Source organism: Nitrospiraceae bacterium (assembly GCA_020632595.1).
Lineage (GTDB): Bacteria > Nitrospirota > Nitrospiria > Nitrospirales > UBA8639 > Nitrospira_E.
Genome location: JACKFF010000029.1, coordinates 1 through 12195, shown reverse-complemented (window position 1 = coordinate 12195; position 12195 = coordinate 1). Strand labels below are relative to the sequence as shown.

Sequence of the window (12195 nt, the reverse complement as noted above, 5' to 3'; positions counted from 1 at the left end):
TGAGATTCAATAACGTCCTCACCTGCTAAAGAAATAGCTGGGACAATGATCGCCGCAAGGATCCCGAATATCATGATAATTTTTTTCATAGGGACAACCTCCTTTTCCATCGATTTTTCTTCAGATCGAACCCTCATACGACACCACTCAACTTGACCGGCCTCCACCTTCCTTGGATATCCATTGCTCACTTCTAATTTTCCATATAACCAATTTCCATGCCATCACCAAAAAACAAAAATATCCATTTTAATTCAATAATTTATAATTTCTTTGTCGAACCAACGCTGTAACATCATGTAAACATCCAAAGAAACACTTCTGTTACATCAAGCAACACTTCTGTATCTACGTGACGATCATATTCGTTACGCAACGGATGACTGGATATGAATCAGGTTCTATTCTTGCCCCCACCCGAAGTGGAAGAAAAAATTGCAAATCGTGACAGGGAAATTGAATTATTTTCGGGAAGGAAGACCGAACTTAGACAAGCGGCGATACAGGGTGAGACGACTAATTCCCAATAATTTTGCCGCAGCCGAACGATTACCGCCGGTTCGCGTTAAAGCGGCAAGCAGTTGGTCTTTCTCATAGCAATCACGACTGAAGGCCTGCATAGATACAGCAGGAAAAGCCGGCTCCACCTTGTTTTCGGGATATTTCAAAATTTCCGGGGGTAGATCATCAGGTTGAATAACATCATGGTGGCATCGAACGACCGCAAATTCTATCGCATGCTTCAGCTCGCGAACGTTGCCCGGCCAGTCATACGCAATTAACACCCGCATGCCTTCATTACTGACGGATTCTACCGGCCTCCCTGTGGTGGCCCGATAATGACTTAAAAAGAAACTGATCAAAAGGGGAATATCCTCCCGTCGCTCCCGTAACGGGGGCAGAAGCACCCGACCGACCCGAATCCGATATAACAAGTCGGCACGAAAGGTTCCTTGTTGGACATCCTTGGCCAAATCATGATGTGTGGCAGCTAATACGCGGACATCCACCTTCCGGAGGGTCGACTCTCCAAGACGAGTCACTTCGCGTTCCTGGAGCACACGCAGCAGACTGGTTTGAATCGCTACCGGGATATCCCCAATTTCATCAAGAAATAAGGTGCCACCCTCTGCGGCCTCGATCAATCCTTGCTGGTCGGATATCGCCCCGGTAAACGCCCCACGCTTATGCCCAAACAGTTGGCTGGCCACCAACGACTCGGTTAATCCTGCACAGTTGACCGCGATAAAGGGGCCACCGTTTCTGGGGCTGGATTGATGAATCGCGCGGGCCACCAATTCCTTTCCCGTTCCTGTTTCTCCCTCGATCAGCACGGTGGAATCAACTTTTGAAAAATCCTGGATCTGCTGAAAGACCAATTGCATCGGTTGGCTTTTACCGATGAGATCATGAAACTTTTGTCCGTCCGTCAACAACTGCCGAAGCGTTTGGACTTCCGAGGCGTCATAAAGAAAAAACATTTTCCGTTCGGGGTCTCTGGGATCATCCCGTATGTCCACGTTGACCCACCGTGTTCGTTCACCGCTGATTGTTGGCATATGCACGAGCACCGTCTCCCGTTTTTCGGGAGGAAGTGTGACCATCGCCTCTAACTGAGGCAGGTTAGAAGATGGTCCAAACAACACCTGCCAGGACTCGCCGTTTCCACGAACTTGTGGCTTGCCACACAATCCCTGGGCCGCCTTGCTTAAAAAGATCACGCGTCCTTCCCGGTCAGTCAACGCTGTTCCAATATGCAGTTGGTTTAAAATGGCGATCAGATCATCATGAGTTTTCTGAATCTCCACCACCAACGCTTCCAGTTGAGCTTCCGCCTCTTTCCGTTGCGCCACTTCCCGTGAGAGCAGTTGATTGGCTTCCGTCAATTCCGCGGTTCGCATTTGGACCCGCCGTTCCAAGTCGTCATAGGCTTCACGAAGGGCGTCTTCAGAACGTTTTCGATCGAGTTGCAACCGAACCATCTCGACCAGCGAGTTCAAAAGATTTCGTTCCTCGCGGAGAAAGGGACCTTCAGCTTCTTGGGGCCGTTCCGCCAAATACACCACTTCAATTTCCCCAGGGGTTCCATCCTGACAGGTAAAGGTTCCTCGCTGACTCCAGACAGAGGGCACGTAATTAGCCGTATTGATAGAAAAAGACCCAAACCGAATACGCGAAGCCGTAATATCGGGATATTGCCAGGAAGGAGGAATGAAGTTGGCCACCGCTTGCAACAATTCTTCAATCGATAAGTCTTCATGTTGAAACAATTGGGCCGTGGCGTGCAGGGCACTCAGTTCCTTCACGCGCTCCCTCAAATGATGGAGCGTGTTCGCCAACTCCCCATCTCTGTTCTTATTTGATTCTGACTCCATAGCCGATTATTGAGAATCCAGCAAAGCGGTAAGCCATCCTGCCTGTGTCCGCGACATTGAAAAGAATTATATCGGTCACCACGGAGAATGGCGAGAATTCTGGTGCCAGACGGACCACGGCAAGAGAGCGGCATTTGCCCTTTTCTCCCAATGAGGCATACAATTTCGGTGTATCATCTTGTTCGTGAGTGGGGCACAATGCGATCTGGACAGCTTCTCCTCCTATACGCCGGAATGTTCTCGATGTTGATGACGAACTCCGTGGAAGGAAGAGCGTCCTGGCCCTTCCCAGATAGCCACGTCTGCACGCAAACTTCACGGTCGAATTGCCTGTTCGTCGGGATGAATGCCTCTCCTTTTTCCTCTCTACAACCTCGTCCCAAACTTCCGGAGGAACCCGAAGAGTTTGACCCGAGAGAACTGAACGCGTTTTATGACTGGCGCAATGACTTATTCTTCCGAGAATTCGACTTGACAGGGTCCGGCAGTGTGAATTTTATGACCGCGCGCCGAACCTATGAAGTCTGGCTAGATGATTTCGGCACGCCGGTAGTGCTGACCGTGGGCGACCCCATTTTCTATTGGATCGATTTGAATGGAAATGGGACATTCGAGGAAGATCAGGGTGAGATGTGGAAAGACGCCTATGAGGACGGCATCACGGGCAATGAAGAACCCTACAACAATCGTGACATTCAAGACCCTCCTGGCCCGGGCCCCGAATGGTCGCCTGGACCGCACGGAGGCTTTAAGCAACCTCCATGCGACTCAAGATTTGGCTGTTGATTTCACGCAATCAGTCCACACGGCCTGAACACGATTGCCAGCTACTCTGATTGCGCCCGACTAAAACGAAATTCGAGCGTGACCTGCCCGCCGGAAGCAATATGAACGTCCTGCCGCTGTTCGCCCAAGATCGGATGCCAAGCCAACACCGTATACCGTCCGGGGGGGATTTGATGAATCGCAAAACGCCCGTCTTGATCCGAAATAGCAAAATACGGATGGTCAACGACATACAGCCAGTTTTGCATAAAATCATGCCGGTTGCAGGTTATTCGCACCACACGGCTCCCCCGTAGCTTATCCACCTCAAAGGTCCGAGCCATGGAGTCCATTGGATGAAGGTCCTGGTTATGAATGGTGCGAAGCATGATCCCCTTGCTATCCATCGAAGCAAACGTATGTAAGGTATGCTTGATGGAATCTTGGTTTTCAAATATGACCGGATCCTCCACGGCAACCACCCCAGTGAAGGGACCAAAGTTGCATCCCTTGGTCTTGACCTGCAACCCAAGCCTTTCCCCTCCTTGGTAACGAAACTCTCCCTCCCCTGGTAATTTCCCAGAAAAAGCCTGGACTGGAAAGGGCTTTCCAGTCTGAATCCCTTCCACCAGAATCACGGCTCCGGACAACCATCCATTCTGCGTTTCAACCTTCACCAACTGTCGTTCTTTCCCACACACTTCCGGTCCTTTATCCACTTCAACCACTAAAGGGGCGGGAGGGGTGCCGGCAAAAAAGACTTGCCCCTGAATCCCCCCACCCTGGTTGACAGGTTGAATTTCATACGCGTTTCCCTGAGACGCGCATACAAAGAGAAGCCCCAAACAACAGAATCCGGCCACGACGGATACGTTTCTCATGGTTTCATCTCCATTACCCGAGCAGAACCCATAATATGGCACAGAGTATCACCGTTCACTTACATCACGATTTGCCAGCTGGCCCAAAATGAATAGCTTTGCTTCAATTGCGGCCCATCAAGATTTTGATAAATGGGAAGACCTGCTTCCACGCTTACATGATTTTCCAGGCCCATCCACTCGGGGAACAAAATGTTCACTCCGCCTAACACATCCAATCGTCTCCCACCCCGAAGATCAGGATCGGCTGTCGGAACCAGTTGATTGGGGCCAACGGTGGTCTGGAGTTGGCCATCCCGCCCCTTGATATTCCCCCATTGCTGCCAGTTAAACCGCACCGATGTACTCACCCATTTCGCCCATCGGTAGGCCCCCCAGCTGTTAATCTGATAACGATGCCCTTCACGATACCCCTGTTGGTTTTCGCCGAGACGAATCGTCCCCAAGGCCTGAAAACCCCAGGTGACATCATTCAAGAGCCCGGTATACGTTAATCCGGGCAACAGATCCACAGTACCGGATCCTAAGCGCATGGGGTACGGCAAGAGGGTATTATTGCCTAGCGGTGTATTATCCCGTGGGTTGATATCCCCCGTGGGAAGAGATACTCCCGAATTCAGATGAAATCGGTGAGAACCGATGCTGGGCGTTTCAAAGGCATATAACCGCCATAACGCCCCCAATTTCATATCTCCAAACCCACTGGAATTCGTCGTAAACTTCACCCCCGCCCTGTTGCGATGATCCATGGATTTCATGACATAGGGAACCATGGCAGTGAGGGTCACCGTATCATTCAAGCCATACATCCATCCAAACATGTGCATTTGGGTGGTCATCTGCAGGGGAGTGACCACATAGGCACTCAGGACATTGCTGGCCGAGACGTTGTGCGTGCCATCCCGGTTTCCATCCATAAACATCCGCATATACCGGTAGGAGAACATGAATTCGCCTTTGTTATGCGTATGGTCGCCCATCACGCCAATGGGACCGTGGGAGTCCGGCCGTTCAGCCTGATAAAAATTTCCAATGATGAGCGGTTCGCCTTTTTCCTCCGCCCGCTTCGCCAAAGATTTCTCCACTCCTCCCATCACCCCATCCAACAGGGCGCCCGCCGCCGAACCCATCATCAGACACGAAATGCCTACTCCCACGGTAAACGCCAAAACCGAACGATGCCGAACCAAATATTTCATAACAACTCCGTATGTTGTGATCAAATCCGTTTCCAAAGATAGGGAAAATAGGAAAACAATGGCTTATTCCCTATTCCCACAGCTCACATCCACTTCACTGCAGCCGTTCTGAGTCAAAAAGGGCTGTGGTGGATGCGAACCACATGAAACCGTTGTGAACGTCTGGGTTTGAACCAAGCCGTCTAGAGGGAAAACGGAGGCGCTCGCGAAGGTGAAGAAACAAGGGGAGTTGATTGAGTGGGATTCGAAGGAGAACACACAATCGCGGTGAAACAGGCAGTGGGCGTCTCCCACACTAATTCGACAGTTTCTATGGTCTGCCCGGCCGCACAAAACCAGGCACAGAGCAAGGTGGCATGAACATTCGCATGATGTTGAGCATGGTGTTGACTGTGCTCAACGGCCTGAGCGCTCAGGACACCGCTTACAACCAGTAAGCAGGCGATTAACCACACCGTGACAATGGGAGCAATTCGCTTCATAGGCGACACATTCGATACACCATATCCTTTTTTAGTAACAGATTTGGCATATGACTTCAACCTTATCAGTGTAGCGATTGACGACATATTGCTAATTTTGCCAGTCAGGAAGAAGGCTAGAGTTATAGTTAAAAGTAGTGTTTGGGTGAGCTGAAAAGACGCGGCGTTTCGGGTTGAAATGGGTGTTGCGAGACATCCTTCAATCAACCACGAACAAAGGAGAGACGCCACGATGTTAGAGAGTAGCAAACCATCATCAGAAGAACCAGTGAGTCGGGATACGTTAACCGAATTACTGCGAACCGGGGCCCGACAACTGCTGGCCCATGCCTTGGAGGCCGAGCGGGCCGACTTATTAGCGCAGTATGCGGATCAGCAGGATGCGCAAGGGCGAGCCATTGTTGTTGGCAATGGGCATCATCCGGAGCGGGAGATTCAAACAGGCCTCGGCCCCGTGCCGGTCCAAGTCCCGAAGGTGCGCAGTCGGCAGGGGCCGCCGGTGACCTTTCACTCAGCGTTGGTGCCGCCGTATGTGCGGAAAACAGCCACGCTGGAAGCGGCGATTCCGTGGCTGTATTTGAAAGGCATTTCGACGGGAGAGATGCAGACGGCTTTGGAAGCCTTAGTGGGGCCGGAGGCCAAGGGTCTGTCCGCCAGTACCGTCGCACGGTTAAAGCAGACGTGGCGGGAGGAATACCAGACATGGCGGCAACACCGCCTGGATGACGACGAGTGGGTCGATATCTGGGTGGATGGGATTTACAGTGGGCTGCGGGCAGACCATCAGCGACTCTGTGCGTTAGTCGTCATCGGGGTGACGAGCCAAGGAGAGAAACGGTTCTTGGCCATTGAAGACGGGATACGTGAATCCACCCAGAGCTGGCGGGAAGTGCTATTGCACCTCAAAGCTCGGGGACTCTCGGCCCCGGCGGTCGGTATTGGTGATGGGGCCCTGGGCTTCTGGGGCGCGTTGGAGGAAATCTATCCCACAACCCGACACCAGCGCTGTTGGGTGCATAAGACCCGCAATGTCCTCAATGCGTTGCCGAAGAGTGTGCAGCCCAAGGCGAAACAAGCCTTGCACGAGATCTGGCAGGCCGAAACCAAATCCGACGCAATCCGAGCCTTTGACGTGTTTCTGACGACCTATGAGGCGAAGTACCCGAAGGCCACGGCCTGTCTGGAGAAAGATCGAGAGCCCTTACTCACGTTCTATGCGTATCCAGCCGCCCACTGGCAAAGCTTGCGGACCACGAACCCCATTGAATCCACCTTTGGCACCATTCGGCACCGAACCAACCGCACCAAAGGCTGTCTGACGCGGGATGGGATGTTGCACATGATGTTCAAGCTGGGACGCTGTGCAGAGAAAACCTGGCGCCGGCTCCGGGGCTTCAGGCAGTTGGCCCAAGTGATCAAGGGCGTCACGTTTACGGATGGGATCGAAGAAACAATCACGGACCCGGTCGCCGCGTAACCAACAACTCAGACACCAGACTTGACAATAGCTCGGGAAGAAAATTCGGAAGCGTCAACGCGATCAGACATGTTAGAGTGACAACATGCCTCCCGAGTCTCCCGACAAACAAACTCCTGGGTTCTCCCCATCTCCCCCTGTCTCTTCCAGCAAAAGAATTCAGACCCAAATTCACCGTCGCCAAAAAGCCAAAGCGGTTCCCCCCATGAAGGATGAGTGGGACGACCAATCTCAAGCTCCTCCAAAACTTAAAACCCCATCGTCAGCAATAAAAAAGTCCTAGGCTTTTGCCTTCTTTTCAGAACCGCTATATCAGAAATCGTGTCTGCCAGAAGGGTTGAGTTTCAAATCTGAGAATCATGAGCGTGTCTAAGTGCTCTTGGCTGAACGAAGAGCCGTGCTTCCATTCATCCGATTTCGTTTTGTAGGACCGGGTGAATGTGACCGTGAGAAACGGTTGCCATTTTTCCGGGGTCTGCTCCCAAATATCCGCGTGGATGGCTCCGATACGGATTTTGTGAAGGGGTGGGTTTTTAGTTTGGGTCGCCATGATGTGTTCTACTTTGTTGGGTGTTGAAACTTGGCTTCTCACAGAAGACGGAAGCCAATTTCAGCACCGAGGAGAACAGGGGTCAGGCGAGGGCCGCCGCGCCGGGTCAGCAGCCGAACATGACAGGAGTGAAACGCATGGCGTGGGCGATGCCGGGCGCAAGGCTTGATAAACAAACCTACTCCGCCACCACAACGGGCAGGGGCTCATTTGAGGGGGTGCGACAGGTCACGAAAAAGAATGCATCGACCTTCACGGGTATTCTCGAGCAAAAAGTTTTGGAGAAAGCAGGATTTTTTGGGGGCAATCCTGAAATGCCCGAGAAAGGAGAAGAAAAGGAAAGGGGGCTTAGGCGGTGCCTTTTTTTCGGCTCTTGATACGTGTCAGGATAGCGACGCTTCATTTCGGCTTCGACGGCTCGATCAAGCATCGCTTCAATCACCTCTTCTCGGGTACGAGCCGTTCCGGCATAAATCATCTTGCGGCCCTTTTTATCAATGAAGAATTTGTTGCCCTCTTCATCAGTTTGAAGATTGTGATGTAACTCGGTTTTCTTGAAGGAATGATTGTCTGTAGCCATCTGAAGTTTGTACCGTTATCATATTGTGCGAAATGGTGCAAATAGCCAAAAATTAGTGTTTCTGAATTTCTAACCCATTGATTTTCAAAAGTTTAATTTTGAGAATTTTTTCAAAAATGCAACTTCGCACCATTTCCAAATTAACCATGCCATAGAATAGGGTTGGAGAAGACCAGTCATCTTTGTTGGAATAAAAAAACGTTGGATGTTTGACCATTTCGAATGGGGAGCAAGGCTATGAGGGAAAATTCCTTTTTCGTATTTCTGCTTTCAAGTACCCTAATCTTATCGAGCTGTCATAGGGGAAGCCATGCTCCCAGACCAGGTACCGCCGATGCCATGTTGGCCGAAATGCAAGAGCGAGAAAGTGCGAATTACATTTCTCCGCAAGACAAAGAATTTCAAGAAACATTTGCCCGGTTGCAGAAACCGTGCTTGCAAGATAAATCCAAAGAGCTGATCACCAGTAATAGGTGTTTGGCCCTAGAAGCCATCGCATCTTTGCCCAAGTCATTAGATGGTCGGGAAAAAAGTCCAATGTTGCGTACGGTATTGGAGTTAACCGAACAGGGAGATTCCCTCCCTCCTTCTTTGGAAGGCGTTCAAAAGCTTCATGGACATATTATCCCTGGCTTGGAGCGTGCACTTAAAGAGGCTCCAAGACCATTACGGCTTATTCAAGCCTTTCAACAAAAAAATGTAAATACCATCACTCTGTTAGTGCAAGAACGATTGCGGGGGCTTCAAATCCTTCCAAATACAAGGACCAATCTCAAAGAAAGACAGGTATGGCTGCAAGACTTTCAGAATGACTTTGGAATGTATGCCGACATATTTGAACCTGTATCTACAGTGCTTGCAACCTATGAAAAAGACCGAACGGCACTCCTACTACAAGAGTTACAGGCAGGGACTCAGTTTCAAGAAAAAACGCACTTCAAAGAAACCCTACATCAGTTACCTGTGGAAGACGCAACATTAAATAAAGCGGCTAAAATATTCCAGGAAATTTTCCCACATCCAGAGTACCAAGAATTGCCTATTTATTATCAGTATGAAAAAGTACTTGAAGACTATTACCAAGAGACCGTTCCTCTTTTAGTGGAAGCCCAATTACAAACATTACGAGGGTTTCCCTTAACATTGCATGGGGCCCGAGACGTGAATCGCTGGGTCGAAAAATTTCCGTATCGCCGGTACCCCAGGGTCCCCGCCGTGCATACGGCCATTAAAGAAGCGGCTTCCAAGAAAAAAGAAATTCTTCAAGCAGCTAAAACCGAATTTTTTGAACAGGTCCGAACGACGGTGCCTAACGAAACCACGATTAACCAATTACTGAATCAATTAAGAGGCTTATTCCCAGAATTTGTGAAGAACGGAGAGCAACGGGAGCTCTTTGAGGAGTATCGACAGGCTGTAGTGGCAAAAAGTGAAGTGTTATGGTACCAAATTCTTACGGAGGTTCAGGGAATCCCTTTTGAAAAATTTCAGCATACTCTGGAAGGGTTTTGGAGTACTACCTTTGACCCAGACCCATGGGATGTGGGTTCACCTCTTGCTGATATTATAGTTATTCTTGAACAACAGGATACGAATGGTCAGAGTGTGTTGATAGGGAAGATTGTTCGTCATGGGCAAAGGGACTCATCTCCTGCGGACATTGGGGAACCAATATGGAGCGAAGGGAATTTTGATTTCAATACGAGAACGTTTAACTTCAAAGACAAAGAATTAAGAAAGCTAACGGGTGATGGAAAATCTTGTTACTCCAATTCGTTTTTCTGGGATAGATCGGCTCAACTCTCTCCGGATGGTTCGCGCTTTTCCTATAGATATTGTCAGAAACCAGGGTTTCAGCAAGTGCTCGGAAATCGGACAAGTTGCAATTTGTATTGTAAGGCAGATGATTTTTTAACCGAGATCTATTTCCGAGTCTCGCCTCCACGTAATCCGGAAATGGTAGATCGAACGTTAAGAGAAAATAAGTCAATCCCATAAGTGAAAAGATTGGCCCCAATATTTCGTTGAGTCCAGTCCCTGAAATGAGTCAACGATATTGTCAGGTTAACGCAGATTTGGCACACTGCCTCATATGAAAACTCACCCCATCAGCTACAAACGTCATCGCTATCCTGCCGACATCATCAGCCATGCGGTCTGGCTCTATCATCGCTTTTGCCTCAGTTTCCGTGGTTTTGTCGCAAACACCAATTGAAATCAAACAAACACCCACCAAACGTTGTCACTACGCCGTAAGTGAAGAGAACATCTGGGCGCATGTCTGCTTTTGGCTCACTTGGGTTTTCATTTCCCCTTTCTTGATCATGGCAGAATTAGTGCAAATAATGGGTTGTTCACGAAAACGGGCATAGATTCCCACGAGACCATAATTCCCCTATACTTTTGATGGGTTAGTGAAGAAGTTCCCTGATTACCTGTTCCTGAGCCACGTGGCCGGTAAGATACCCACAGCTCAGGGGAAGGTGCCTCCATCAGGGCAATTAAAATTTCTGACGGAAAATGTTCGGTTGACGCCATCCATCATTTTGAATGAGGTACAGATTTCCGCAGAGTCTGATAGTCTTCGTGAAATCTCAGCGATTAAACTTTGGAGGGGTTTATGGGGAAACGTTCTCGATTTTCGGCAATCGTTTTATCGATATTTCTATTCTTTCTTTCCTCTGAATTTTCCCAGGCAGAAAACTTCGAGCAACAATGTGATGCGTTGGCGGCAAGTCCAATAAACCCAGATACCAAAGGAATTGGGGTTAAATGGGAAGAACTAAATGGGAACGCCACTCTAGAAATATGTCGGCAAGCCGTAGCCCACAATCCTACCTCATTAAAACTCCAATACCAATTAGGAAGGGCACTTTCAAAAGCTGGGAATAACTCCGAGGCGAGTGATTGGTATGAAAAAGCTGCGAATAAAGGATATGTGGCTGCTCAACACAATCTGGGATCAATAAACATAAATGGGTTGTACGACAAACCAAATTACCAAGAAGCCCTGCCCTGGTTTCAGAAAGCGGCAGACCAGGGGCTTGCTATAAGCCAAGACTACATGGGGCAGTTGTACCAGTTCGGCTTAGGAGTTGAACAAGATTATCAGAAGGCAAGGGAGTGGTATCAGAAAGCGGCCAAAGAGGGTTTCCCTGAACATCTATATAAGCTGGGGTATATGTATGAATGGGGTTATGGTCTAGAAAAGAACCTTTCTAAAGCCCGTGAGTTATATCTCACGGGAGCAGAGAAGGGGCATGCTGAGGCACAGAATAAAATATGCCATATGTATGGTAATGGCAAGGGATTGCCTAAAAATGAAAAAAAGGCTTTGGAATGGTGTCAAAAAAGTGCGCGTCAGGGAAATTCATCGGCCCAATATTACCTAGGCGATGCCTATAAAAATGGTGAGGGAGTTGAAAAGAACTATAGAACAGCCTTGCAGTGGTATCACCAAGCGGCGTCATCACAAGGTTGTAATGCTCCCCTGAAGTCAAGCCACCTTCGCAGCTTGTTCCTGTCGATATTATATTGCCGCGGGCTTCGGTACTGTAAGGCCTGATGCGGCCGCCCCTCGTTATACCAGTACAACCACGTTGAAACCGCCCGCTGCGCGTCCGCAAATCCGGCAAAGTGGTGTTGCACACACATGCCTCCTTCAAACTGCGAAAGAACCGTTCAATCAGGCCATTCTGTGGGCCTGTCACGTTTTCTGTGTAACTGATTGTGAATTACATTCTTGTTGGCACTCGATCTCCTAACAGCATGGCGAATTGATTTAAGGCTCGTTTCCATTCAGGAATGGGCACGGTCCATTTCTTGGCGATGCGCTGCATCCCCAAATAGAGCACTTTGAGGATGGCTTCATCCGTCGGAAACGCCC

General features: G+C 49.4%; 11 protein-coding genes. 5 read left to right on the top strand and 6 right to left on the bottom strand.

What is annotated here, in order from left to right; genetic code table 11:
- Positions 1-461 precede the first annotated feature (461 nt).
- A complete protein-coding gene (locus H6750_21190; protein MCB9776829.1) occupies positions 462-2375 on the bottom strand; it encodes a sigma 54-interacting transcriptional regulator in 1914 nt (637 codons plus the stop codon).
- 243 nt (positions 2376-2618) lie between these two features.
- On the opposite strand from H6750_21190, the gene H6750_21185 reads away from it, so the two are divergent.
- Complete coding sequence (locus H6750_21185) at positions 2619-3161, top strand: hypothetical protein (protein ID MCB9776828.1); 543 nt, start codon at positions 2619-2621, stop codon at positions 3159-3161.
- 41 nt (positions 3162-3202) lie between these two features.
- Here the strand turns inward: H6750_21185 and H6750_21180 are convergent, their stop codons facing one another.
- The 3 genes from H6750_21180 to H6750_21170 all read right to left on the bottom strand — a co-directional run bounded on the left by H6750_21180 (position 3203) and on the right by H6750_21170 (position 5702).
- Positions 3203-4021, bottom strand: coding sequence for a carboxypeptidase regulatory-like domain-containing protein (locus tag H6750_21180; GenBank protein MCB9776827.1), 819 nt, complete (start codon positions 4019-4021; stop codon positions 3203-3205).
- A 59-nt stretch (positions 4022-4080) separates the two neighbouring features.
- Complete coding sequence (locus H6750_21175) at positions 4081-5220, bottom strand: transporter (protein ID MCB9776826.1); 1140 nt, start codon at positions 5218-5220, stop codon at positions 4081-4083.
- A 182-nt stretch (positions 5221-5402) separates the two neighbouring features.
- Positions 5403-5702 carry a hypothetical protein gene (locus tag H6750_21170; GenBank protein ID MCB9776825.1) on the bottom strand — a complete coding sequence of 100 codons (300 nt, stop codon included), beginning with the start codon at positions 5700-5702 and terminating at the stop codon, positions 5403-5405.
- A 178-nt stretch (positions 5703-5880) separates the two neighbouring features.
- Between H6750_21170 and H6750_21165 the strand changes: the two genes are divergently transcribed.
- Positions 5881-7179 (top strand): IS256 family transposase, encoded by a 1299-nt coding sequence (locus H6750_21165; GenBank protein MCB9776824.1) that lies wholly within the window; start codon positions 5881-5883, stop codon positions 7177-7179.
- Between the two features lie 307 nt (positions 7180-7486).
- Here H6750_21165 and H6750_21160 read toward each other — a convergent pair whose 3' ends face one another.
- On the bottom strand, positions 7487-7729 hold the full coding sequence (locus H6750_21160; protein ID MCB9776823.1) for a hypothetical protein: 243 nt from the start codon (positions 7727-7729) through the stop codon (positions 7487-7489).
- Positions 7730-7749: 20 nt separating this feature from the next.
- On the opposite strand from H6750_21160, the gene H6750_21155 reads away from it, so the two are divergent.
- The 3 genes from H6750_21155 to H6750_21145 all read left to right on the top strand — a co-directional run bounded on the left by H6750_21155 (position 7750) and on the right by H6750_21145 (position 11874).
- On the top strand, positions 7750-8106 hold the full coding sequence (locus H6750_21155; protein MCB9776822.1) for a hypothetical protein: 357 nt from the start codon (positions 7750-7752) through the stop codon (positions 8104-8106).
- Between the two features lie 440 nt (positions 8107-8546).
- On the top strand, positions 8547-10307 hold the full coding sequence (locus H6750_21150) for a hypothetical protein (protein ID MCB9776821.1): 1761 nt from the start codon (positions 8547-8549) through the stop codon (positions 10305-10307).
- Positions 10308-10929: 622 nt separating this feature from the next.
- Complete coding sequence (locus H6750_21145; protein ID MCB9776820.1) at positions 10930-11874, top strand: sel1 repeat family protein; 945 nt, start codon at positions 10930-10932, stop codon at positions 11872-11874.
- Positions 11875-12043: 169 nt separating this feature from the next.
- Here the strand turns inward: H6750_21145 and H6750_21140 are convergent.
- Positions 12044-12195 (bottom strand): IS256 family transposase (locus H6750_21140; GenBank protein ID MCB9776819.1); only part of this gene is annotated, 152 nt, incomplete at its 5' end.

What these genes read in the sequence shown, in the direction of transcription:
- H6750_21175 (MCB9776826.1), bottom strand. Translation starts at nt 5,220, where the DNA reads ATGAAATATTTGGTTCGGCATCGTTCGGTTTTGGCGTTTACCGTGGGA.
- H6750_21190 (MCB9776829.1), bottom strand. Translation starts at nt 2,375, where the DNA reads ATGGAGTCAGAATCAAATAAGAACAGAGATGGGGAGTTGGCGAACACG.
- H6750_21180 (MCB9776827.1), bottom strand. Translation starts at nt 4,021, where the DNA reads ATGAGAAACGTATCCGTCGTGGCCGGATTCTGTTGTTTGGGGCTTCTC.
- H6750_21145 (MCB9776820.1), top strand. Translation starts at nt 10,930, where the DNA reads ATGGGGAAACGTTCTCGATTTTCGGCAATCGTTTTATCGATATTTCTA.
- H6750_21160 (MCB9776823.1), bottom strand. Translation starts at nt 7,729, where the DNA reads ATGGCGACCCAAACTAAAAACCCACCCCTTCACAAAATCCGTATCGGA.
- H6750_21185 (MCB9776828.1), top strand. Translation starts at nt 2,619, where the DNA reads ATGTTGATGACGAACTCCGTGGAAGGAAGAGCGTCCTGGCCCTTCCCA.
- H6750_21150 (MCB9776821.1), top strand. Translation starts at nt 8,547, where the DNA reads ATGAGGGAAAATTCCTTTTTCGTATTTCTGCTTTCAAGTACCCTAATC.
- H6750_21170 (MCB9776825.1), bottom strand. Translation starts at nt 5,702, where the DNA reads ATGAAGCGAATTGCTCCCATTGTCACGGTGTGGTTAATCGCCTGCTTA.
- H6750_21165 (MCB9776824.1), top strand. Translation starts at nt 5,881, where the DNA reads ATGGGTGTTGCGAGACATCCTTCAATCAACCACGAACAAAGGAGAGAC.